This is a genomic window from Variovorax sp. NFACC27, from assembly GCF_048301545.1.
In the GTDB taxonomy this organism is placed as follows: Bacteria; Pseudomonadota; Gammaproteobacteria; order Burkholderiales; family Burkholderiaceae_C; genus Variovorax; species Variovorax gossypii.
Window position 1 is genome coordinate 1,519,610 of the sequence record NZ_CP157613.1, and the last position, 23,849, is coordinate 1,543,458.

Sequence of the window (23,849 nt, forward strand, 5' to 3'; positions counted from 1 at the left end):
CCATTCGCTTCTTTGGACAGGGGGCTCCAAAAAAGCGAACGGACCGGTCCGGCCCCGAAGCTCACAATCCGTTCCCATGGAGCTCTACCAACTGAAGACCTTCGTCGCCATCGCGCGCGAAGGCAGCCTCACGCGGGCCGCCGAGCGCGTGTTCACCAGCGCGCCGGCGGTGAGTGCCCAGCTCAAGGCGCTGGAAGACGAGCTCGGCGTGAAGCTGTTCGAGCGCACGCCGCGCGGCATGTCGCTCACCGAGGCCGGCACCGGCCTGCTCGAGGAGGCCGAGCGCACGCTGGCCTCGGCGATGCGCATGCGCTCGGCGGCCGACCAGCTGCGGGGCGCGGCGCAGGGCGTGGTGCGCTTCGGCACGGTGGTCGATCCGGTGGCGCTGCGGCTGGGCGAGGTGCTGGTGAAGCTGGCGGAGCGGCATCCTCAGGTCGCGCTGCAGCTCAGGCAGGGCCTCTCGTACGAAACGCTTTCCGCCGTGCAGCGCGGCGATCTCGACTGCGCCTATGTGCTCAGCGACGGCGAGCGCATCGAAGGGCTGGAGCTGCACCGGCTCGGCGTCGTCGATCTCGTGGTGACGCTGCCGCCTCCGGTGGCCGAGGCGCATCCCGACCTCTCGCTCGACGAACTCACGAACCTGCCGTGGGTCGGCACGCCGCCTTCGTGCATCCTGCGCGTGCATCTCGAGAAGCTCTTCGCCGGCGCGGGCCGCGAATACCGACAGGGCCGCACGGCCGACGGCGAGAGCGCCATCCGCAGCATGGTCGCGAGCGGCATGGGCGCGGGGCTGATGCGGCTCGACCAGGCGGAGCAGGGCGAGCGCAACGGCGAGCTCGCGATCTGGAAAGGGTGGCGCTCGCACACATGGCTTTGCTGGGTTGCGCCGGCGGAGGACAGGAGGGCCGTAGCGGTCGATGCGGTGCGCAGTGCCGTGATGGAAGCCTGGGCCTGAAACCGGTACGCGAAGAAGCCGGCGACACACCACGCGTTGGTGCTAGTTGCGCCATCTCGCGATCGTTCTTAGGAGCTTCTTCTTAACAGGCATATCGAACGGCGTATTGCCCGCCCACCGAGCCGCCGATACCTTCGATGCGCGCCTCACCCGAGGCGCTATTCGCCTGGAAAACGGACAACCACATGGCTCATTCGATCTCCGCGCTTCGCCTCGTCGCAGGCTTGCGCTGGCAACAACTCCTGGCTGGCGCCGCACTGCTCGCGGCCGCTGCTTTTTCGTCGGCAGCAGAGCCCGCGAAAGACCACCCGCTGGTCGGCCGCTACGAAGGCTCCGTGATGGATGCCTTCCAGAGCAAGAACTACGACGAGGTCGGACTCATCCGCGAACCCATCCAGACCTGGGGCGACCCCAGGCCCGTGCCCAACCGGTTGCAGGTGGCGGGCAAGGTATCGCTCTACTACTACCACCTGCCTGAAGGCCGCTCGCTGCTCGAGGTGCAGCGCAACTACGAGGCCAGCCTGAAGGCCAAGGGCTTCCAGATGCTGTTCTCCTGCGCTAGCAACGACGGCAGCTGCTACAGGAAGGACCCGGACCGCAGCGGCCCCAACACCGACGTCTCCGCGCTGGCCGATGCGGTCGACACGCCCGAGTGGCCCATGATCGGCCTGGGCCGCAACTACGTGAGCACCTATTTCGGCACCGGCGGTCGCTACCTGCTGGCCCAGTACGACAGCCCGAACGGCGGCAAGGTGTACGCCAGCATCGCGCTGGCCGAAGGCAACTTCCGCGGCAACTTCGCCTTCGTGAAGGTGGTCGAGGCCAAGGCCATGGAGACCGGCAAGATCGTCTTCGTCGATGCCACGGCCATGCAGAAGAGCCTTGCCGAGAGCGGCCGCGTCAACCTCTACGGCATCCACTTCGATCTCGACAAGGACAACATCAAGCCCGACTCGCAAGCCACGCTCGACGAGATCGCCAAGCTCATGCGCAACAACCCGCAGCTGCGCGTGCAGGTGGTGGGCCACACCGACGCGCAGGGCGAGGAAGGACACAACGCCGACCTGTCGCGGCGCCGCAGCGTGGCGGTCATCGCGGCGCTCGCGAAGACGGGGCTCGATGCGCGGCGCTTCAGCTCGCGCGGCGCGGGCTCGAAGGAGCCGGTGGCGCCCAACACCAGCGAGGACGGACGCGCGAAGAACAGGCGCGTGGAGCTGCTGCGGCTGTAGCAGGTCAGCCAGTCGTCAGGCTGCGAGCAAATTCCATGGATTGACGGGATGGCGGGCCGCGCCGTGGCCTGTCATCATTCGCGGCTGCATGAATCAAGACCAGAAGAATCCTCTTGCAGATCTGTTGAACCGCGCCAGGCAGGCCCTGGCGGACCCGGCGGGTGTTCTGCCCGCCACGGCGCCTGCCACCGGCGAGGCGGGTTGCGTGGTCTTCTTCGCCATCGGCGACAGCGGCAGCCGGGCCCGCGTGGCCTCGGGCCGCGGCGGCGACATCGAAGCCGCATGGCGCGCCGCCGCCGATGCCGTCACCACGCAGGCCAGGCGAGCCGCGCAGCAGCCGCAGCGCCTGCGCGCCGAAGTGGTCGACAAGGTCGTGCCCATGAGCTGGGGCGAGCTGAAGGCGAGGCTCGCGCAGACCAAGCGCAACTACTTCAACGAGGGCATCGCCTTCGACGCGCGCTTCGAGTTCGCGCTGCTCGCGCAGGAGATGCACGGCAGCGCGATCCTCTACAACGGCGACGTGGACCATGCCGAGCCCAACGCCGGCAACCTGCGCCTGCACACCAAGCGGCGCTTCGGCCGCGAGCTCAACTTTCCGGCGGACGATGCCGCGCCCGTCTGGTGCTTCACGACGCGGGCGGTCTACGTCGACGCGAAGGGCGCATGGCCGGTCACCGCCGAAGGGCAGGCGGCAGGCTTTCGCGAGCTGCGTGAATGGAACGCACAGCAGGTGCACGCACTGATCGACGACGCGGGCAACTACCTCGCCGAACAGGTCAAGCCCACGGGCGAATTCCACTACGGCTGGTTTCCCTGCTTCGACCGCACCATCCCCACCTACAACACGCTGCGCCACGCGAGCTCGACCTACGCGATGCTCGAGGCGTGGGAGCTCACGCGCAACGACGCGCTCAAGGCCGCCATCGACCGCTCGCTGGCCTTCCTCACCGGCACGCTGATCCGCCCGGCCAACCTGCCCGACGGCACGCGCGCGGCCTACCTGCTGGACATCGGCAGCGAGATCAAGCTCGGCGGCAATGCCGTGTGCCTGCTCGCGCTGGTCAAGTACACCGAGCTCACGGGCGACGAGCAATACCTGCCGCTGCTGGAGCAGCTCGCGCTGGGCATCCGCCACATGCAGGACCCGGAGACGGGCAGCTTCGTGCACGTGCTCAATGCGCCCGCGCTCGACGTGAAGGACAGGTTTCGCGTCATCTACTACGACGGCGAGGCGGCCTTCGGGCTGATGCGCCTGTACGGCCTCACGTGCGACGAGCGCTGGCTCGCGGTCGTCGAGAAGGCCTTCGAGCACTTCATCGCGGCCGAGCACTGGCGCGCGCACGACCATTGGCTGAGCTACTGCGTCAACGAGCTCACTCGCTACCGGCCCGAGCTGCGCTACTACCGGTTCGGCCTGCAGAACGTGTCGGGCTATCTCGACTTCGTGCTGGAACGCATCACCACCTTTCCCACGCTGCTTGAGCTGATGATGGCCGCGCGCGACATGGTGCTGCGGCTGGAGGCCGACCCCGAGTTGCGCCCGCTGCTGGAAGGGCTCGACCGCGACAGGTTCGACCGCGCGCTGGAGTACCGCGCGCGCTACCTCGCCAACGGCCACTTCTGGCCCGAGCTGGCGATGTTCTTCCGCAACCCCGCGCGCATCGCCGGCTCCTTCTTCATCAAGCACCACAGCTTCCGCGTGCGCATCGACGACGTGGAGCACTACCTCTCCGGCTACGTGGCCTACCACCGCATGCTGAAGGAGAACGAGGGCCGCGCGGCGGGCACCGGCACCGTCGCATGGGGCGGCGACGTGAACCTCGCGCGCCGCCAGCACTACCGGTTGAAGGAGCTCGGCGGCGCGCACAGGATGCTCGGCGACATCGCCGCGCTGCGCGAGGCCGACCTTCGCATCGCGAATCTCGAATGCGTGGTCGCCACCGTGGGCGAGCAGGGCGTGGACAAGGGCGAGGCCGGCCCTTACTACTATCGCGCGCGCCCCGAGATGCTCGCGGTGCTGACCGAGGCCGGCATCGGCATGGTCGCCACCGCCAACAACCACAGCGGCGACTACGGCCCCGAGGCGCTCATGGAGCAGCAGGCCCTGCTGCAGGTCGCGGGCATCGCCCATGCGGGCACCGGCCGCACGCCCGAGGCCGCGCTGCGCCCGGCCTTCCGCCGCGCGGGCGGCGTGCGCGTGGCGCTGTTCTCGCTCGACGCCACGCAGCCGAGCTTCGCCGCGACGGCGGCGCGCGCGGGTGCGGCCTGGCTTCCGCTCGACGATCCCGCCGCATGGACTGCCACGCTCACGCCGCGCATCGAGGCCGCGCGCCGCGAGGCCGACGTGGTGCTGGTGGCGGTGCATTGGGGCGCCAATCTCGAAACCGAGCCCACGCAGGCCGAGATCGCCGTCGGCCACGCCATCGTCGACGCCGGCGCGGACGCGGTGCTCGGCACCTCGGCGCACGTGCTGCAGGGCATCGAGCTCCATCGCGGCCGGCCGATCCTGCACGACGCGGGCGACCTGCTGTTCGACTCGGTGCGCAACGACTTCGGCGACTCCGGCGTCTTCACGCTGGCGCTGAGCCCGCGCGGCGTGGAGGAGGTGACGTTCACGCCCATCGGCGTCGGCTTCGGTTTCTCGCGGCAACTCGAGGGCGACGAGGCGCAGGCGCTCGGCGAGCGCTTCGCCGCGCAATGCCGCGCGCTCGGTACCGAGATGGTTCCGCTGCCTGGCGGCCGTTGCGTCGCGAGGCTGTCGCCACCGGACCGGCAGGCGTTCCAGGCCGGCACCACAGACGCTGCTGCGCCAGCACAGCAGCCCGCGCCGGTCATCGCTGCGCTGTCCGCGCCAAGGCCCGAATGGCTGGTCGACGCCGTGCCCGACGACGCGCGCATCGCGCCGCTGCAGATCGGCCCGCTGCGCCTCGTGGGCCTGCGCTGCACGCCGAAGCAGATCGTCGGGCGCCGCCTGCTGTGGGTCGAGTCGTTCTGGTCCGTCGACGAGCCCGTCGCCGCCGACCTGCGCGTGGGCTTCCGCGCGATGCCGATGCGCAGCAGCCGCATGCCGCCGTGGGGCGAGGGCATGGACCACGACCCCTGCGACTGGATGTGGCCCACCAGCCGCTGGGAGCCCGGCCGCATCTACCGCGACCGCTACGGCCTGAGGCCGCCGCGCGCGGGGCTGCTGGAAAGCGACGTGCTGCAGCTCGAGGTGAGCGTGCGCGGCGATCTTCCCGACCTGCCGCCTCCGCGCCGCCTGCCGTTCTGGTGCGGCCTGCGCGTACCGGAACTGCCCGCGCCCCTGCCCGAACGTCCCGCGCCCGTGCTCTCGGCCGACCGGCACGGCGCGGCTGCGCACCCCGCGCCCGTGTGGACCGCCGAGGAGGTGCAGCGGGCCACCGGCGGGCACTGGCTGGTCGAGCCGCCGGCGGGCTGGTACGCCAACTCGGTGGTGCGCGGCCCGGTGCACATGGGCGTGCTGCCGCAGCCGTCTCTTTTCGTCGCTTCCGACTACCGCACGCTGGCCGTTCACGAGAGCTACAGCAAGCCAGGCTCCGACAACTGGGACCGCCATCTCGAGCTGCCCCGCCTGCAGTTCACGCTGGCCGGCGCCGTCGTGGCCCGCACGGTGGAGGGGCTCGATCCGGCCTTTCCGCTGCTGCAGGCCGATGATCCGATTCGCGCGATGCTCGCAATGGGCGAGGCCGCGCGGGCGCGCTTCAAGGGCCTGGTGGTCGGCGTGACCGGCACGGTGGGCAAGTCGTCCACCATCGCTATGTTGCGCGACCTGCTGCCGGAGCGCGCGCGCGTTCACACCACCGTCTACAACTACAACTCGCGCGTCGGCGTGCCGGCCACGCTGGCGAACCTCGGGCCCGACGTGGACGTGTGCATCCTCGAAATGGCGCAGAGCGGCCTGTGGATGGACCGGGGCCCCATCTCGCTGATGGCCCGGCCGCATGTGGCCATCCTCACGGAGGTGGGGCTCTCGCAGACGCGGCAGGCGCCGACGCTGGAGCTCACGGCTCAATACAAGTCGCGCATCTTTCTCGGGCTGGAGCCCGGCGGCGTGGCGATCGTGCCCGATCACATTCCCTGCCTGCGCCAGGTGGTGGAGGCGGCCGCGCGCACGGCCGGCGCGATCTGGGTGGTGGGCAGCGGGCCCGACGCCAACGTGCGCATGCTCGACGCCCGGCCCGAGCCCGGCGGCGGCTGCCGTGTGCGCGTTGCCGTGCCGGGGCGAACGCACGAGTACCTGTTCCCGGTCGAGAGCGCGGGGCTGGTGCGCAATTCGGTGCTCGCCTTCGCGGCGCTGCTGGCCATGGGCTTCGACGGCGAGGCCGCCTGCGCGCGCATGCCGCATGTGCGCCTGCCGGCCTCGGTGATGCAGGTGCGCGCGCTGCGCACGCTGGGCGGCGTGCAGGCCACGCTGATCGACGACAGCTGGAACGCGGAGGTCATGTCGATGCGCAACGCCATGGAGTTCGTGCGCACCTGGCAGCGTGCCGATGCCGGCCCGGTGCTGCGCAAGATCGGTGTGCTGGGGCGCATCGTCAACCTCGACAAGGACGCCGAGGCCATGCACCGCGGCCTGGCCGAGCCGCTGCTGGCCTCGGGCATCCAGCACCTCGTGACGCACGGCGCCGAGATGCGCTGGCTGCGCGAGGAAATGCCCGCCGAGCTGCTCGGCCCGCACTTCGACGATGCCGTGCAGCTCGCCAACTACCTCGGCACCTTCCTGCGCGACGGCGACCTCGTGCTGGTGAAGGGCGACCGCGACCGTTCCGACTTCGGCAGCATCCCCGGGCTGCTGCAGCGGCTATGACGACGCCGGCCTTCCTTCGCCGTTGCGCGCGCGGCGCGCTCGTTCTGCTCGCGCTGGCGCAGGCGGCTTGCGCGCAGCGCACGGGGCCGGACGTGCCCCGCCTCTTCGCCGCCGGAAACGACGAGGTGCTGTACTGGAACCAGCCCGCCGACCGCAGCCGCTGCCCCGACCGCAACGGCTTCCTGTGGGTGCAGGCCGTAGAGGGACCGTCCTGCATCCGCTATTTCGCGAGCGACGACATCGACGGGGCGCGCATCGCCATCGTGCAGTTCTCGGGCGACCGCGACGGCGTGATGGACCAGGCGCCCACGCGCATTCCCGAGAACACCGACGAACTGCGCACGCTCGACGCGCAGCGCAGCCGCGACCGCGCGGGCGTGCCGTGGATCTTCATGGCACGGCCCGGCACCTACGGCTCGTCGGGCGACCACCGCAAGCGCCGCCAGCTGGTGGAGTTCCACGCGCTCGATGCCGCGCTCGACGCGCTCATGCAGCGCCACCGGCTGCAGCGCATCGTGATCGTCGGCCACAGCGGCGGCGCCACAGCGGGCGCCGCGCTGCTCACGATGGGGCGCACGCGCGTGGCCTGCGCGGTGCTCACTTCGGGTGCCTACGGCCTGCTGGAGCGCGCGCGCATGCTGGGCCGCTCGAAGGACGGCCGCACCGACACCACCGGCAGCACGCAGTTCTACGACCCGCTCGACCACGTGGGCGGCATCGCGCGCGATCCGTCGCGGCGCATCGTGCTGATCGGCAACCGCGAGGACCGCAACACGCCTTTCGTGCTGCAGGAGCGCTTTGCCGACGCGGTGACGAAAGCCGGCCACCGCATCGAGCTGCGCACCCATGCGGCCGAGCCGCCCGACTTTCACGACCTCAAGGACCGCATCGCGCTGCGCACCGCCTCGCAGTGCGCGCGCGAGGCGCTGTTCCCCTGAACCACAGGAGACACATGAGCATCAGCCACGGCAACAGCATCACCTCGCGCGAGTTCGGCCGCATGCCCGACGGCCGCGCGGTCACCGAATACATGCTCGACAACGGCCTGGGCCTGAGCCTGAGTGCCATCAACCTCGGCGGCATCGTCACCGCGCTGCGCGTGCCCGATCGTCATGGGCACAGCGCGAACATCGTGCTGGGCCTGCCCACGCTGGCCGACTACCTCGGGCCGCATCCGCACCTGGGCACCATCGTCGGGCGCTACGCCAACCGCATCGCGGGCGGGCGCTTCACGCTCGACGGCAAGGCGTACCAGCTGGGGCTTAACAACGGGCCGAACTCGCTGCACGGCGGAGCGACGGGTTTCGGCAAGCGCTACTGGGAGATCGCGCCGGTGCCGGCCCGGCAAGCCGGCGACGACGCCATCGCCATCGAACTGAGCTACACCAGCGCCGACGGGGAAGAGGGCTACCCGGGAGAGGTACGGCTGGTGGTGCGCTACACGCTGGGCACGGAGGCGAACACATGGCGCATCGACTACAGCGCCACCACCGACAGGCCCACGGTGCTGAACCTGAGCCATCACGACTACTTCAACCTCGCGGGCAGCGGTTCGGTGATGGACCACCGATTGACCCTCGCCGCAAGCCGCTACTGCCCGGTGGACGCGACGCTGATCCCGCTGGGCATCGCCGAGGTGGCGGGCACGCCCTTCGACTTTCGCGCGGCGACGCGCATCGGCGAGCGCATCCGCGAAGGCCACGAGCAGCTGCTGCGCGCGCACGGCTACGACCACAACTGGGTGCTCGACCGCGATCCGGCGCAGCAGGGGCTGGCGCTCGCGGCGCGGCTGGAGCACGAGGCCTCGGGCCGCGTGATGGAAGTGCACACCAGCGAGCCGGGCGTGCAGTTCTATTCGGGCAACTTCCTCGACGGCAGCCTGCTGGGCAGCGCGGGCGCGAGCCTGCGGCAGGGCGACGGGCTGTGCCTCGAAACGCAGCACTTCCCCGATTCGCCGAACCGGCCGGACTTTCCTTCAACAGTGCTGCGGCCGTCCGAGGTTTTCCGCGGCGCGACCGAGCATCGCTTCGGCATCGCCGGCTGAGTCTTCCGGCAGGGTGCCGAAGTCGGTCGCCGCGAATTCTGGCGACACGTGCACGGCCTCGCCGTCGCGCCGCAGCAGGCCGCGGCTTTCCATGTCGCGCATCGTCTTGTTGACCACCTCGCGAGAGAGGCCCGAGTACGAGGCGATCAGCGACTGCGAGATCCGCTTGTCATAGCCGCCCGCGGGAGCCGGCGCCAGCTCCGTGAGCTGGTAGAGCACGCGGCGCACCAGGTCTTCGGAGGGCAGCGTCGTCACGCGCCGCATCTGGCCGCGCAGCATGCTCATGCGCTTCATGGCCAGGCCCAGCAGCGCCATCGCGACGGCGGGATGCCTCACGCACAGCTCGCGCATGGCGCGGATGGGCACGAGATACACCGATGAAGGCAGCGCCGCCACCAGCGCCTGGGACGAGGTGTAGCGGTCTTCCCGGATCGACAGGTCGAAGAAGAAATCGTCCCGGCGGATGAACTCGCTCGTGAACTCCGCGTCGGGGTCGCGCCCCGGCGCGGCCACCCGCAGCAGGCCGCTGGCTACGCAGTAGATGCTGTCCGTGGGCTCGTCGATGCGCAGCACGGTCTGGTTGCGCTTGAAGTAGCGAAGCTGGCTCTGGCGGGCGAGCGCCTCCCGCTCCGCCGCCGGCAGGCCGGCTGTCAGGGGATGCAGATACATGCCGCGGATGATTCGCGAAGGCGCCTCGCCCGTCTTCTCAATGCGCGCAGGCGCCCCTATTTATTGGTACTTCTGTTTTCGAAAGTACGGTGCCGAAGGCGTCACCCGCCCTGCGCCGCCGCCCGCGCGTCGCGCGGCGTCATGGCGTAGGCCGCGCGGAACACCCGGTAGAAGGTGGCGATGCTGTCGAAGCCGCAGAGATAGGCGATGTCGGTGACGGAACGCTCCGGCGCCTCGGCCAGCATCCTGGAGGCGTCGGCGAGCCGCATGGACGTGAGCGTGCGCGCGAAGGACAGCCCCGTGGGCTCGAACAGCACGTGCACCTGGCGCAGCGAGATGCCCAGTTCGCGGGCAACCCTGGCCGGCGAAAGCTCGGGCAGCCGCAGGTCGCGCGCCAGGATCTCGCGCGCCGCATGCAGGAAGCCCGAGCGCAGCGCGGCGCGGCTTTCCGGCAGGCCCGGTGCCAGGCGCCCGCGCGCCAGCAGCGCCAGCCGGGCGGCGTGGGCGACTTCGGTCTCGGCGCCAGGGATGTCCGCCGGGTGCCGCGTGAGCGCCTGGAACTGCGCCATCAGCGGCCGCAGGAAGGGCGCGGCGCGGTCCAGGGGTTCGGCGAACAGGTCGTCGGCCCGCGCGCCGAGCAGCAGCTCGGGCGTCAGCGGGATCCGCATCATCCGGAAGTCGAAGCCGTCGGTGCGCACCGGCGTGCCGGCGTAGGGCAGGTCGGAGTGATTGACGACGAGGTCGCCCTCGCGTATCTGCAGGCCGGAAGCCCGGTCGGTGTTCATCAGCCCCGGCCCGCGCACCTGCAGGCCGATGCACAGGCTCTGGCTGGCGACCCGCGCGATGTCGGCGCGGGTGCGGCTGATCTGATAGGACGAGGCGCTCATGTTCGAGACAGTCGCGCCGCCGACCGGAATGGCGTGGAAGCGGCCCTGGAAATCGGGCCGGCGCTCGCGCGGCAGCTCGATCGTGACGCCGAACATGTGCCGCCCGCGAACCTCGCACCAGTGGTCGAAGCGGTCCCGCGGGTGGATGTCGTCGGTCGAGAAGTTCAGCATGGCCATCGGCGTCAGAAAGTCCGAATGTCCGACAACTGCGCGCATCCTGCGCACTTGCGGGCGCTACGTCCCTCGACGGCCGTGGGATTTAGCCCGCGAACAGCGCCGCCGGCACGCCGGGGCTGTCGACGCGCACCCTGAAGAGCCCTCCGGCCAGCGGCTCGGCGGCCTGCTGCTCGGGCGTGAGGCTGTTGCGCGCGGTCGTGATGTAGAGCGTGCGCAGGTCGGCGTCGCCGAAGGCGCAGTCGGTGACGTGGCTCGCGGGTATCGCGATGCGGCACAACTCGGCCGCGCTCACCGGGTCGTGGCAGGTGACGCAGGAGCCTCCCCAGTGCGCGATCCAGAGCCGGCCGGCGGCGTCGGTGGTCATGCCGTCCGGCAGTCCGTCGGGCTTGGGGAAGCGGTGCCATACGCGGCGGTTCGACACGGTGCCGGCTTCCATGTCGAAGTCGTAGGCATACAGGTTGTCGAGCACCGTGTTGTTGAAATACATGGTGCGGCCGTCGGCCGACCAGGTCGGGCCGTTGGTCACCTCGAAGCCGTCGTCGTGCTTCGTGCAGCGGCCATCGGCGTCGTAGCGGTAGAGCGCGCCGGTGGGCGCCTTGCAGTCGAAGTCCATGCTGCCGGCCCAGAAGCGGCCGCGGGCATCGCACTTGCCGTCGTTGAAGCGGTTGCCGGTGCGCTCGGGCTCGGGCTGGTGCAGGTAGCGCGGCTTCGCTTCGTTGCCGGGCGCGGTGGTGTCGAACAGCGCGAAGCCGCGGCGCAGCGTGATGAAGAGGCCCGGTGCCCAGGCGCGCTCGGCGATGGCGGTGATCTCCTCGTCGAAGGTCCAGGTGCGCTGCGCGCCGGTGGCGGGGTCGTAGCGGAAGAGGCGCGGCGTGAGGATGTCGATCCAGTACAGCGCCTGCTCGCGCTGCGACCACATCGTGCCTTCGCCGAGGTTGGCGCCGGCGGGCCAGATGCATTCGGCTTCGCCGATGACGGCAGGGGAGGAGAGGGGAGAGGGAACGGGGCTTGTCTCTTTGCTCATTGGTCTTGTTTCCTGTTCAAGTGTCTTCTTGACGCGGCGGATCGTATCAAGGCATATTGATAACGGAAATTAAAAATCCATGCATTGATCGATATGCATATTGCAATGTCAGATGCAGGGCACTCCGGAGACTTTTCTTGAATTCCCCCCAGCTTTCCATCCATCCCAGCCTGGCGGGCCGCACGGTGTTCGTCACGGGCGGCGGCAGCGGCATCGGCGCGGCCATCGTGTCCGCCTTCGCGGCCCAGGGCGCGCGCGTGGCCTTCGTCGACATCGCCGAGGGCGCCAGCGCGGCACTCGCACGGCAGATCGAAGAGGCCGGCCATGCGGCGCCGTGGTGGCGCGCCTGCGACGTGCGCGACATCGCCTCGCTGCAGAAGGCCATTGCCGATGCCGCCGCCGAACTCGGCGACTTCGCGGTGCTGGTCAACAACGTGGCCAGCGACGACCGCCACACGCTCGAATCGGTCACGCCCGACTACTACGACAACCGCATGGCCATCAACGAGCGGCCCGCGCTCTTCGCGATCCAGTCGGTGGTGCCGGGCATGAAGCGACTGGGCTTCGGCTCGGTGGTCAACCTGGGCTCCACGGGCTGGCAGACCAAGGGCTCGGGCTATCCCTGCTACGCGATCGCCAAGTCGTCGGTGAACGGCCTCACGCGCGGGCTCGCGGTGGAACTGGGCCGCGACCGCATCCGCATCAACACCGTTTCTCCCGGCTGGGTGATGACCGAGCGGCAGGTGAAGCTGTGGCTCGACGATGAGGGCGAGCAGGCGCTCAAGCGCAACCAGTGCCTGCCCGACAAGCTGATGCCGGAAGACATCGCGCGCATGGTGCTGTTCCTCGCTTCCGACGACGCGAAGATGTGCACCGCGCAGGAGTTCACCGTCGACGCCGGCTGGACCTGACCAGGTCCACGGATCGATCCGGTCAGTCGATCTCGAGCTTGCGTCCGTAGACGCTCATGCTCGCGGTCTTCAGCGCCTTCATCATCACCTTCGCCGCCGGCGACAGCAGCCGGTCGGTGCGCGTGATGATGCCGAAGGCGTCCATGTGGCAGGGCATGTCCAGCGGCAGCAGCGACACGATGCCGTGCGACGCGTAGTAGCGCGCCACGTCGGTCGCCAGCACCGCCACCATGTCGCTCTGCTGCAGCATGCGCGTGATGAAGAGCAGGGCCGAGCTCTCGATGGTGTTGCTCGGCGGCGCGAGGCCTTCCTCCTGGAACATCAGCTCGAAGCGGTGGCGCAGCACGCTGCCCGCGGGCGGCACGATCCAGCCGGCGCTCACCACGTCGCGCAGCGTGAGGCCGCTTACGCCCAGCAGCGGATGGCCGGGGCGCACCAGCGCACACACGGGCTCCTCGCTCAGGGCTTCGTAGCGCAGCTGCGACTTGTCGTGCTCGGCGAACAGGCGCGCCACGAGGATGTCGAGCTTGCCCTGCTCCAGCCGCTCGATCAGCACCGGGCTGGTCTCGATCTCCAGCGACACGCGCAGGTCGGGCTGCTCGCGCTTCACCATCGCCACGGCCGGCGGCATCAGCGTGAGGCCGGGCGCGGTGATGGCGCCCACGCTCACCTGGCCGAAGCGGCCTGCCTTGAGCGCGGTGAGCTCGTCGTGCGCCTGGTTCAGGCTCGCGAGCGCCACGCGGGCGTGGCGGATCATGGTCTCGCCGTACCAGGTCGCCCGCATGCCGCGCGGCAGGCGCTCGAACAGCGGCACCTCCAGCACGTCCTCCAGGTCCTTCAGCAGCTTGGACGCGGCCGGCTGCGTCATGTTGAGCACCTGCGCCGCGCGATGGATGTTGCCCTCCTCGGCCAGGGCCACGAGCAGCAGCAGCTGGCGGGTCTTGAGGCGGGCGCGGATGAACCAGTGGTTGTAGTTGGTCATGTCTCTGGAGCTTGAAACAAAGGACTGATCGGGTTTTCCAGAATCCGGCGATCGATATCCATTTTGCTTAAAAAACGATTGGATCGATATCAAATCTATACATAGACTGCCGGCACTTCAAGAACAACAGAGACAAGGTCCACGCCCCGGTGATCCATGGCGAGATCCATCAGAACGTGCGGCTCTACATCAACGGCCGCTGGGAAACCAGCGCGACCACCGGTGTGAGCGCCAATCCCTCGGACACCAGTGAAGTGGTGGCCGAGTACGCACGTGCCGATCGCCGCCAGGCCGAAGCGGCCATCCGCGCCGCCACCGAGGCCTTTCCCCACTGGAGCCACAGCACGCCGCAGCGGCGCGCCGACGTGCTCGACCGCATCGGCACCGAGCTGCTCGCACGCAAGGACGACCTGGGCCTGCTGCTGGCGCGCGAGGAGGGCAAGACGCTGGCCGAGGCGGTGGCCGAAGTGGCCCGCTCCGGCCAGATCTTCAAGTTCTTCGCGGGCGAAGCGCTGCGCGGCGGCGGTGGCGAGAACGTGGCCTCGGTGCGCGCGGGCGTGCAGGTCGACGTCACGCGCGAACCGGTCGGCGTGGTGGGGCTCATCACGCCGTGGAACTCGCCTTTCGTCGTTCCTGCGTGGAAGATCGCTCCCGCGCTGGCCCACGGCAACAGCGTGGTGTTCAAGCCGGCCGAGCTGGTGTCGGCCTGCGGCTGGGCGCTGGCCGAGATCATCAGCCGCGCCGCGCTGCCGGCCGGTGCCTTCAACCTCGTGATGGGCAGCGGCCGCGAGGTGGGGCAGGCGCTGGTCGACAGCCCGCTGGTCGATGCGCTGAGCTTCACGGGCTCGATGGCGAACGGCGAGCGCATCCTGCAGGCGGCGGCCGCGCGGCGCGCCAAGGTGCAGCTGGAGACGGGCGGCAAGAACGCGCTGGTGGTGCTGGCCGATGCCGACCTCGACCGCGCCGTCGACTGCGCGGTGCAGGGCGCCTACTTCTCCGCCGGCCAGCGCTGCACCGCGTCGAGCCGGCTCATCGTGGAATCGGCGGTGCACGACGCCTTCGTGGCGAAGCTGCGCCAGCGCCTGAAGACGCTGAAGATCGGCCACGCGCTGGAGCGCGGCGTCGACATCGGCCCGGTGGTCGACGAAGAGCGCCTCGCGCAGGACCTCGCGTGGGTCGACGTGGCGCGCGAAGAGGGCGCCGAGCACGTGTGGGGCGGCGAGGCGCTGGAGCGCGCCACCGCCGGCCACTACATCAGCCCCGCGCTGTTCCTCGCCAAGCCCTCGCACCGCATCGCGCGCGAGGAGATCTTCGGGCCGCTGGCCTGCGTGCTGCGTGCCGACGACTACGACGAGGCGCTGGCGCTGTGCAACGACACGCCCTTCGGCCTGTGCGCGGGCATCTGCACCAATTCGCTGAAGCACGCGATGCATTTCAGGCGCCATGCCGTGGTCGGCATGACGATGGTCAATCTGCCGACCGCGGGGGTGGACTTTCACGTGCCCTTCGGCGGCCGCAAGGGGTCGGGCTACGGGCCGCGCGAACAAGGGCGCCACGCCGCGGAGTTCTACACGACGGTGAAGACCGGCTACATGCTGGCCTGACCGGACGGGGTTTCAGCACGTCAACCGCCAACGCCAACCGGCAAATCCTCGGAATCATCAAGAAGGAGACATCCCATGACCATGAATCGCCGCACCCTCAACACCGCCCTGGCCGCAGCCGCGCTCGGCGGACTGCTGCCCGCCTCCGTGCTCGCGCAGAAGAAACTCGTGCTCGGCTTCGCGCAGGTGGGCGCGGAGAGCGAATGGCGCACCGCCAACACCGAGTCGATCAAGTCTTCCGCCAAGGAGGCTGGCATCGAGCTGAAGTTCTCCGACGCGCAGCAGAAGCAGGAAAACCAGATCAAGGCCATCCGCTCGTACATCGCGCAGAAGGTCGACGTGATCGCCTTCTCGCCCGTGGTCGAGTCGGGCTGGGAGACCGTGCTGCGCGAGGCCAAGGCCGCGAAGATCCCGGTGGTGCTGACGGACCGCTCCGTCAACACCAAGGACGACTCGCTCTACGTGACCTTCATGGGCTCCGACTTCACCGAGGAAGGCCGCAAGGCCGGCCGCTGGCTGGTCGAGAAGATGAAGGACCAGAAGGGCGAGGTGAACATCGTCGAGCTGCAGGGCACCGTGGGCTCGGCGCCTGCCATCGACCGCAAGAAGGGCTTCGAGGAAATCATCAAGGCCGACCCGAAGTTCAAGATCATCCGCTCGCAGACCGGCGACTTCACGCGCGCCAAGGGCAAGGAGGTGATGGAAGCCTTCCTGAAGGCCGAGGGCAAGAAGATCAATGTGCTCTACGCGCACAACGACGACATGGCCATCGGCGCGATCCAGGCCATCGAGGAAGCGGGCCTGAAGCCGGCGAAGGACATCGTGATCATCTCCATCGACGGCGTGAAGGGTGCCTTCGAGGCAATGATCGCCGGCAAGCTCAACGTGTCGGTCGAGTGCAGCCCGCTGCTCGGGCCCCAGCTGATGCAGGCCGTGAAGGACATCAAGGACGGCAAGACGCTGCCCAAGCGCATCGTGACGGTCGAGAGCATCTTCCCCATGGAAGTTGCCGCCAAAGAGTTTCCCAATCGCAAGTACTGAGAGCCCACACCCATCATGAAACGCAACTTCCTCAAGGCATCGCTCGCGGGCATCGCACTGGCCGTGGTCGGCTTCACGCCGTTGGCCAATGCGCAGGACAAGGGCCTGATCGCCATCTCCATGCCCACCAAGTCGTCGGCGCGCTGGATCGCCGACGGCGCCAACATGGTCAAGTACTTCAAGGACAAGGGCTACAAGACCGACCTGCAGTACGCGGACGACGACATCCCGAACCAGCTCGCGCAGATCGAGAACATGGTGACCAAGGGCTCCAAGGTGCTGGTCATCGCGGCCATCGACGGCACCACGCTGTCCGACGTGCTGCAGAAGGCCGCCGACAAGGGCGTGAAGGTCATCGCGTACGACCGCCTCATCAAGGGCTCGAAGAACGTCGATTACTACGCCACCTTCGACAACTTCCAGGTCGGCGTGCTGCAGGCGCAGTCGATCGAGTCGGCGCTGGGGCTGAAGAGCGGCAAGGGCCCGTTCAACATCGAACTCTTCGGCGGCTCGCCCGACGACAACAACGCCTTCTTCTTCTACAACGGCGCGATGTCGGTGCTCGACCCCTACATCAAGAGCGGCAAGCTGGTGGTGCGCAGCAAGCAGATGGGCATGGACAAGGTCGGCACGCTGCGCTGGGACGGCGCGGTGGCGCAGGCGCGCATGGACAACCTGCTGTCGGCCTTCTACACCAAGGACCGCGTCGACGCGGTGCTGTCGCCGTACGACGGGCTTTCGATCGGCATCCTGTCCTCGCTCAAGGGCGTGGGCTACGGCTCGGGCTCGCAGCCGATGCCGGTGGTGTCGGGGCAGGACGCGGAGATCCCGTCGGTGAAGTCGATCCTGCGCAAGGAGCAGAGCTCTACCGTGTTCAAGGACACGCGCGAGCTGGCCAAGGTGACGGTGTCCATGGTGGACGCGATGCTCTCGGGCAAGACGCCCGAAGTGAACGACACCAAGACCTACAACAACGGCATCAAGGTCGTGCCTTCGTACCTGCTCAAGCCGGTGAGCGTGGACGCGTCGAACTGGAAGACGGTGCTGGTCGACAGCGGCTACTACAAGGAAAGCCAGATCAAGTGAGCGTCGACGGTCGCACAGCCGATGCCGCCATCCTCGAGATGCGCGGCATCACCAAGACGTTTCCCGGCGTGAAGGCGCTGAGCAACGTCAACCTCAGCGTGCGCGCGGGGGAGATCCACGCGGTGGTCGGCGAGAACGGCGCGGGCAAGTCGACGCTCATGAAAGTGCTGAGCGGCGTCTACCCGTGCGACTCGTACACCGGCGAGATCTTCTTCGAGGGCGAGGAGCGCCGCTTCAGGGGCATCGCCGACAGCGAGAAGCTCGGCATCATCATCATCCACCAGGAGCTGGCGCTGGTGCCGCTGCTGTCCATCGCGGAGAACATCTTCCTGGGCAACGAGATCGCCAGCGGCGGCGTGATCGACTGGTTCGCCGCCTATGCGAGGACGCGCGAGCTGCTCGCCAAGGTGGGCCTGAAGGAGCCGCCGACCACGCTGGTGACCGACCTGGGCGTGGGCAAGCAGCAGCTGGTGGAAATAGCGAAGGCGCTGGCCAAGGAGGTGAAGCTGCTGATCCTCGACGAGCCCACCGCCAGCCTCAACGAGAACGACAGCGACGCGCTGCTGATGCTGCTGCTGGAACTCAAGCGCCAGGGTATCGCTTCGATCCTCATCTCGCACAAGCTCAACGAGATCGCCAAGGTGGCCGACTCCATCACCGTGCTGCGCGACGGCGCGACGGTGGAGACCATGGACTGCCGCGGCCAGCCCATCAGCGAGGACCGCATCATCCGCGGCATGGTCGGGCGCGACATGGCGCACCGCTACCCGCAGCGCGACCCGAAGATCGGCGAGACCGTGTTCGAGGTGCGCGACTGGCGCGTGCACCACGCGCTGCACGCCGATCGGGAGCAGATCAAGGGCGTGAGCCTGAACGTGCGCCAGGGCGAGATCGTCGGCATCGCGGGCCTCATGGGCGCGGGCCGCACCGAACTGGCCATGAGCGTCTTCGGCCGCTCCTACGGCCAGCGCATCAGCGGCTCGGTGTTCATGCATGGCAAGCAGGTGGACGTGAGCACGGTGCGCAAGGCCATCGACCACGGCATCGCCTATGTCACCGAAGACCGCAAGGGCCTCGGGCTGGTGCTCGAGGAAGACATCCGCAAGAACATCAGCCTCGCGAACCTGGATGCGATCGCCGACAGGTCGGTGATCGACAACGGGCGCGAGTTCAAGGTGGCCAATGAGTACCGCAAGGCGCTCAACATCCGCTGCTCGGGCATCGAGCAGCTGGTGGTCAACCTTTCAGGCGGCAACCAGCAGAAGGTGGTGCTGAGCAAGTGGCTCTTCACGAAGCCCGAACTGCTGATCCTCGACGAGCCCACGCGCGGCATCGACGTGGGCGCCAAGTACGAGATCTACACCATCATCGACAGGCTTGCCGGCGAGGGCAAGGGCATTCTCATGATTTCTTCGGAACTGCCGGAGCTGCTCGGCATGTGCGACCGCATCTACGTGATGAACGAGGGGCGCTTCGTCGCCGAGTTTCCGGCTGCGCAAGCTTCGCAGGAGCGCATCATGCACGCCATCGTGAGTTCAGGGAGTTCCGTTCATGTCGCAGCCTGAAGTCAACGCGGTGAAAGCCGCCGTTCCCGCGGCGGAGGGCGCATCGGCGAAGCTGCATGCCGGCTTCCTGAAGAACAACCTGCGCGAATACGGCATGCTGATCTCGCTGGTCGCGATCATGGTGCTGTTCCAGGTGCTGACCGACGGCACGCTGCTGCGGCCGCTGAACCTCACCAACCTGCTGCTGCAGAACAGCTACGTGGTCATCATGGCGCTGGGCATGCTGCTGGTGATCGTGGCGGGCCACATCGACCTGTCGGTGGGCTCGGTGTGCGGCTTCATCGGCGCGCTGGCTGCGGTGCTGATGGTGGAGTACGACTGGCACTTCGTGCCGACGGCGCTGGTGAGCATCCTCGCGGGCGCGGTCATCGGCGCGGCGCAGGGCTGGTTCGTGGCGTTCCGCAAGATCCCGTCGTTCATCGTCACGCTCGCGGGCATGCTGGTGTTCAAGGGGCTCACGCTGGCGCTGCTGGCGGGGCAGTCGGTGGGGCCGTTTCCGGTGGAGTTCCAGCGCCTGAGTTCGGGCTTCATTCCCGATCCGCTGGGCGGCGACACCTTGCGCACCACCTCGCTGATCGTCGGCGCGCTGGCCGCGGCGGCGCTGGTGTTCTTCAAGCTGCGCGGGCGTGCCAGGCTGGCAGCGCACGGCATGGAGCAGGAGCCGTACGCCTTCTTCCTGGTGAAGAACCTGTTCTTCGCGGCCATCATCCTGTTCTTCAGCTACCTGCTGTCCACCTACAAGGGCCTGCCCAACGTGCTGATCGTGATGGCGGTGCTGATCGTGGTGTACGACTTCGTCACCAACCGCACCACCGTCGGCCGGCGCATCTATGCGCTGGGCGGCAACGAGAAGGCGGCGCGGCTTTCGGGCGTGAAGACGCAGCGGCTGGCCTTCCTCACCTTCGTGAACATGGGCGCGCTGGCGGCGCTGGCGGGCCTGGTGTTCGCGGCGCGGCTCAACACGGCAACGCCCAAGGCCGGCCTGGGCTTCGAGCTCGACGTGATCGCGGCCTGCTTCATCGGCGGCGCATCCGCTTCGGGCGGCGTGGGCCGCGTGATGGGCGCGGTGATCGGCGCCTTCATCATGGGCGTGATGAACAACGGCATGTCGATCCTGGGCATCGGCATCGACTACCAGCAGGTCATCAAGGGGCTTGTACTGCTGGCGGCGGTTTTCATCGACGTCTACAACAAGAACAAGTAACGGGCAGCGGCACGACATGGCAGAAGACGGAAGCACCGCCGGCCCCGTACTCCAGCTCAGGGGCATCCACAAGCAGTTCGGCGGCATTCCGGTGCTGCGCGACGTGCGGCTCGACCTGCATCCGGGCGAGATCCACGCGCTCATGGGGCAGAACGGCGCGGGCAAGTCGACGCTGATCAAGGTGCTGACGGGCGTGCTGCCGTCCAGCGGCGGCGAGATGCTGCTCGAAGGCCGGCCGATCCGCCCGCACTCACCGCTGGAGGCGCAGAAGCTGGGCATCAGCACGGTCTACCAGGAAGTGAACCTGTGCCCGAACCTCTCCGTGGCGGAGAACGTGTTCGCCGGGCGCTATCCGCGCAAGGGCGCGGCGCAGGGCTTTCGCATCGACTGGGCGGCGGTGAACCGGCGCGCCGAGGAGCTGCTGGCGCGCATCGGCCTCGACATCGACGTGACGCGGTTGCTGTCGAGCTACTCGGTGGCGGTGCAGCAGATGGTGGCCATTGCGCGTGCGCTGGGCGTTTCGTCGAAGGTGCTGATCCTCGACGAGCCGACTTCCAGCCTCGACGACGACGAGGTGGAGAAGCTGTTCGAGGTGCTGCGCAGGTTGCGCGGCGAGGGGCTGGCCATCGTCTTCGTGACGCACTTCCTCAACCAGATGTACGCGGTGTCGGACCGCATCACCGTGCTGCGCAACGGTGCGTGGATCGGCGAGTGGCGCGCGGCCGATCTCGGGCCGCAGGCGCTGATCGCCGCGATGCTGGGCCGCGAGCTGGCGGCGCAGTCCGCGCGGCCGGCGGCCTTGCCCGCGTTCGACGAGGCCGCGCCCGCGCTGCTGCAGATCGAGGGGCTGGGGCAGGCGGGCCAGCTGCAGGCGACCGACCTGCGCGTGCGCGCGGGCGAGGTCGTCGGCATTGCGGGGTTGCTCGGTGCGGGCCGCACGGAGCTCGCGCGGCTGCTGTTCGGGTTGGAGACGCCGGATCGCGGCGTGCTCAAGGTCGACGGCCGCAGCGTCTCTTTCTCGAACCCGGCCGATGCGATCCGCGAAGGCCTGGCGCTGTGTCCCGAGGAGCGCAAGACGGACGGCATCGTCGCCGAGCTGTCGGTGCGCGAGAACATCGCGCTGGCCTTGCAGGCACGGCTGGGCACCAGGCGCTTTCTCTCGCATGCCGAGCAGACGGCGATGGCGGAGAAGTTCGTCGCGTCGCTGGGCATCAAGACCGCGAGCGTCGAGACGCCCATCGGCCTGCTGTCGGGCGGCAACCAGCAGAAGGCCATGATCGCGCGCTGGCTCGCGACCGAGCCGCGCCTGCTGATCCTCGACGAGCCCACGCGCGGCATCGACGTGGCGGCCAAGCAGGAGATCATGGAAGAGATCCTGCGACTCGCGAAGGCCGGCATGGCGGTGATCTTCATTTCCTCGGAGATGAGCGAGGTGGTGCGCGTGGCGCATCGCATCGTGGTGCTGCGCGACAGGAAGAAGGTGGGCGAGCTGCCGGGCGGCTCGACCGAGGACGAGGTCTGCGAAATGATCGCCGCGGCATGACGAACCCGAAGAAGAACCTTTTCTCGGCGGCGATGCATCACCGCCTCGCCTGGCCCATCGTCACGCTGGTGCTGCTGCTCGCGGTGAACACCGTGTTCAACGCCAGCTTCCTGCATCTCGAATGGCGCGACGGCCATCTCTACGGCAGCCTGGTCGACATCCTGAACCGCGCGGCGCCGCTGGTGCTGGTGTCGCTGGGCATGACGCTGGTGATCGCCACGCGCGGCATCGACATCTCGGTGGGCGCGGTGGTGGCCATCGCGGCGGCGCTTGCGGCCTGGATGATCGGCGGTTCGGTGTCCAGCGACACGAGCCGCTTTCCGATGCCGCTCGCGATCCTCGCGGCCATCGGCATCGCGCTGGTGTGCGGGCTGTGGAACGGCCTGCTGGTGGCGAAGGTGGGCATGCAGCCGATCATCGCGACGCTGATCCTGATGGTGGCGGGGCGCGGCATCGCGCAGCTGATCGCCGACGGGCAGATCATCACCATCTACTACAAGCCCTTCTTCTTCCTCGGCAGCGGCTACCTGCTGGGGCTGCCGTTCTCGCTGTTCATCGTGGCGGCGGTGTTCGCGCTGCTTTACCTGGCGATCACGCGCACGGCGCTGGGGCTGTTCGTCCAGGCGGTGGGCATCAACCCGACGGCGGCGCGCGTGGCGGGCGTGCAGGCGCGGCGGCTGATCGTCGGCGCTTATGCGTTCTGCGGCGCCTGCGCGGGCGTGGCGGGGCTGCTGATCAGCTCCAACGTGAAGAGCGCGGACGGCAACAACGCGGGCCAGCTCATCGAGCTCGACGCGATCCTCGCGGTGACGCTGGGCGGCACGGCACTGACGGGCGGACGCTTCAGCCTCGTGGGCAGCGTGATCGGCGCGCTGATCATCCAGACGCTGACCTACGCGATCTACTCGCTGGGCGTGCCGCCGGAGATCAACCTCGTGGTGAAGGCGGGCGTGGTGTTCGTGGTGATGCTGCTGCAGTCGCCGGAGTTCAGGTCGCAGGTGCGAATGCTGGTTCAGCGGCCGGTGCATGAAGGAGCGCGGCCATGAGCGCGGTGATCGAGAGCGCCGCTTCGCCGAAGCCTGCGCCCGGGCGTACGAACGGCAGGAGCAACGGAAGACTCAACCCGAAGTACCTCCCGCTGGTCGCGACCATCTCGCTCTTCGTGCTGGTGGCGACGCTGGGTTCGGTCTTCTACGACGGCTTCTTCTCGGCGCAGGTGTTCCTCAACCTGCTGATCGACAACGCCTTCCTCATCGTCGTTGCCGTGGGCATGACCTTCGTGATCCTCTCGGGCGGCATCGACCTGTCGGTGGGCTCGGTGATCGCGCTCACCACGATGGTGTCGGCCTCGCTGGTCGAGAAGCACGGCTGGAGCCCCGGTATCGTGATTCCGCTGGTGCTTGCGATGGGCACGGCCTTCGGCGCGTTCATGGGCGTGCTCATCGAGCGCTTCAGGCTGCAGCCCTTCATCGTCACGCTGGCGGGCATGTTCCTGGCGCGCGGCCTTTGCTACCTGATCAGCATTGACTCGATCAGCATCACCAACGAGTTCTACTCGGAGGTCTCGCAGATCCGCATCCCGGTGTGGGGCGAGGCCTCGGTGTCGATCAGCGCGGTGATCGCCATCGTGGTGCTGCTGGCGGCGATCTTCATCGCGCACTGCACTTCGTTCGGCCGCGCGGTGTACGCCATCGGCGGCAGCGAGCAGTCGGCGATCCTGATGGGCCTGCCGGTGCGCCGCACGCTCATCGGCGTGTACACGCTCTCGGGCTTCTGCTCGGCGCTGGCGGGCGTGATCTTCACCTTCTACATGCTCTCGGGCTACGGCCTGCACGCGATGGGGCTGGAGCTCGACGCCATCGCGGCGGTGGTGATCGGCGGCACGCTGCTCACCGGCGGCGTGGGCTACGTGGCGGGCACGCTCTTCGGCGTGCTGATGCTCGGGATCATCCAGACGCTCATTTCCTTCGACGGCACGCTGAGCTCGTGGTGGACGCGCATCGTCGTGGGCGCTCTGCTCTTCGTGTTCTGCCTGCTGCAGCGTTTCTTCACCTCGCGCGCACCACGGCGCTGACTTTCAATCTTTTCCCTCAGGACAAC

At 68.4% G+C, this 23,849-nt stretch carries 18 protein-coding genes; 14 read left to right on the forward strand and 4 right to left on the reverse strand.

Annotated elements, in window-relative coordinates; genetic code table 11:
• The first annotated feature begins 76 nt into the window (after window positions 1-76).
• The 5 genes from ABL840_RS07100 to ABL840_RS07120 all read left to right on the forward strand — a co-directional run bounded on the left by ABL840_RS07100 (window position 77) and on the right by ABL840_RS07120 (window position 9,056).
• On the forward strand, window positions 77-955 hold the full coding sequence (locus ABL840_RS07100) for a LysR family transcriptional regulator (RefSeq protein ID WP_093196745.1): 879 nt from the start codon (window positions 77-79) through the stop codon (window positions 953-955).
• 185 nt (window positions 956-1,140) lie between these two features.
• Window positions 1,141-2,184: an OmpA family protein gene (locus tag ABL840_RS07105; protein ID WP_093196743.1), complete on the forward strand. Its 1,044-nt coding sequence runs from the start codon at window positions 1,141-1,143 to the stop codon at window positions 2,182-2,184.
• A gap of 88 nt (window positions 2,185-2,272) precedes the next feature.
• On the forward strand, window positions 2,273-7,012 hold the full coding sequence (locus ABL840_RS07110) for a CapA family protein (RefSeq protein ID WP_093299767.1): 4,740 nt from the start codon (window positions 2,273-2,275) through the stop codon (window positions 7,010-7,012).
• Window positions 7,009-7,950, forward strand: a complete 942-nt coding sequence (locus ABL840_RS07115) for an alpha/beta hydrolase family protein (protein ID WP_093196739.1) — start codon at window positions 7,009-7,011, stop codon at window positions 7,948-7,950. Before ABL840_RS07110 ends, ABL840_RS07115 begins: the two co-directional genes overlap by 4 nt.
• A 14-nt stretch (window positions 7,951-7,964) precedes the next feature.
• A complete protein-coding gene (locus ABL840_RS07120; protein WP_093196737.1) occupies window positions 7,965-9,056 on the forward strand; it encodes an aldose epimerase family protein in 1,092 nt (363 codons plus the stop codon).
• Here ABL840_RS07120 and ABL840_RS07125 read toward each other — a convergent pair.
• The 3 genes from ABL840_RS07125 to ABL840_RS07135 all read right to left on the reverse strand — a co-directional run bounded on the left by ABL840_RS07125 (window position 8,988) and on the right by ABL840_RS07135 (window position 11,813).
• Window positions 8,988-9,725 carry a Crp/Fnr family transcriptional regulator gene (locus ABL840_RS07125; protein ID WP_093196735.1) on the reverse strand — a complete coding sequence of 246 codons (738 nt, stop codon included), beginning with the start codon at window positions 9,723-9,725 and terminating at the stop codon, window positions 8,988-8,990. The genes ABL840_RS07120 and ABL840_RS07125 overlap by 69 nt on opposite strands.
• A 101-nt stretch (window positions 9,726-9,826) precedes the next feature.
• The gene (locus ABL840_RS07130) at window positions 9,827-10,789 is read right to left on the reverse strand and encodes an AraC family transcriptional regulator (protein ID WP_256228261.1); all 963 of its coding nucleotides are present in this window, start codon (window positions 10,787-10,789) and stop codon (window positions 9,827-9,829) included.
• Between the two features lie 82 nt (window positions 10,790-10,871).
• The gene (locus ABL840_RS07135; protein WP_093299770.1) at window positions 10,872-11,813 is read right to left on the reverse strand and encodes an SMP-30/gluconolactonase/LRE family protein; all 942 of its coding nucleotides are present in this window, start codon (window positions 11,811-11,813) and stop codon (window positions 10,872-10,874) included.
• A 137-nt stretch (window positions 11,814-11,950) separates the two neighbouring features.
• Here ABL840_RS07135 and ABL840_RS07140 point away from each other — a divergent pair, with 137 nt between their 5' ends.
• Window positions 11,951-12,724, forward strand: a complete 774-nt coding sequence (locus ABL840_RS07140) for an SDR family NAD(P)-dependent oxidoreductase (RefSeq protein ID WP_093196731.1) — start codon at window positions 11,951-11,953, stop codon at window positions 12,722-12,724.
• A 22-nt stretch (window positions 12,725-12,746) separates the two neighbouring features.
• Here ABL840_RS07140 and ABL840_RS07145 read toward each other — a convergent pair whose 3' ends face one another.
• Window positions 12,747-13,706: a LysR family transcriptional regulator gene (locus ABL840_RS07145; protein WP_093196729.1), complete on the reverse strand. Its 960-nt coding sequence runs from the start codon at window positions 13,704-13,706 to the stop codon at window positions 12,747-12,749.
• 149 nt (window positions 13,707-13,855) lie between these two features.
• Here ABL840_RS07145 and ABL840_RS07150 point away from each other — a divergent pair, with 149 nt between their 5' ends.
• The 8 genes from ABL840_RS07150 to yjfF all read left to right on the forward strand — a co-directional run bounded on the left by ABL840_RS07150 (window position 13,856) and on the right by yjfF (window position 23,823).
• The gene (locus tag ABL840_RS07150) at window positions 13,856-15,310 is read left to right on the forward strand and encodes an aldehyde dehydrogenase family protein (protein WP_093196727.1); all 1,455 of its coding nucleotides are present in this window, start codon (window positions 13,856-13,858) and stop codon (window positions 15,308-15,310) included.
• 75 nt (window positions 15,311-15,385) lie between these two features.
• Window positions 15,386-16,351 (forward strand): ABC transporter substrate-binding protein, encoded by a 966-nt coding sequence (locus tag ABL840_RS07155; protein ID WP_093196725.1) that lies wholly within the window; start codon window positions 15,386-15,388, stop codon window positions 16,349-16,351.
• 15 nt (window positions 16,352-16,366) lie between these two features.
• The gene (chvE, locus tag ABL840_RS07160) at window positions 16,367-17,437 is read left to right on the forward strand and encodes a multiple monosaccharide ABC transporter substrate-binding protein (RefSeq protein WP_093196723.1); all 1,071 of its coding nucleotides are present in this window, start codon (window positions 16,367-16,369) and stop codon (window positions 17,435-17,437) included.
• 38 nt (window positions 17,438-17,475) lie between these two features.
• The gene (gene mmsA / locus ABL840_RS07165; protein ID WP_093197227.1) at window positions 17,476-19,002 is read left to right on the forward strand and encodes a multiple monosaccharide ABC transporter ATP-binding protein; all 1,527 of its coding nucleotides are present in this window, start codon (window positions 17,476-17,478) and stop codon (window positions 19,000-19,002) included.
• Window positions 18,989-20,206 carry a multiple monosaccharide ABC transporter permease gene (gene mmsB, locus ABL840_RS07170; protein WP_093196721.1) on the forward strand — a complete coding sequence of 406 codons (1,218 nt, stop codon included), beginning with the start codon at window positions 18,989-18,991 and terminating at the stop codon, window positions 20,204-20,206. The genes mmsA and mmsB overlap by 14 nt, the downstream gene beginning before the upstream one ends.
• Before the next feature lie 16 nt (window positions 20,207-20,222).
• Window positions 20,223-21,749, forward strand: coding sequence for a sugar ABC transporter ATP-binding protein (locus tag ABL840_RS07175; protein ID WP_093196719.1), 1,527 nt, complete (start codon window positions 20,223-20,225; stop codon window positions 21,747-21,749).
• Window positions 21,746-22,795 carry an ABC transporter permease gene (locus tag ABL840_RS07180; protein ID WP_093196716.1) on the forward strand — a complete coding sequence of 350 codons (1,050 nt, stop codon included), beginning with the start codon at window positions 21,746-21,748 and terminating at the stop codon, window positions 22,793-22,795. The genes ABL840_RS07175 and ABL840_RS07180 overlap by 4 nt, the downstream gene beginning before the upstream one ends.
• The gene (gene yjfF / locus ABL840_RS07185; protein ID WP_093196713.1) at window positions 22,792-23,823 is read left to right on the forward strand and encodes a galactofuranose ABC transporter, permease protein YjfF; all 1,032 of its coding nucleotides are present in this window, start codon (window positions 22,792-22,794) and stop codon (window positions 23,821-23,823) included. Before ABL840_RS07180 ends, yjfF begins: the two co-directional genes overlap by 4 nt.
• The last annotated feature ends 26 nt before the right edge of the window (window positions 23,824-23,849 follow it).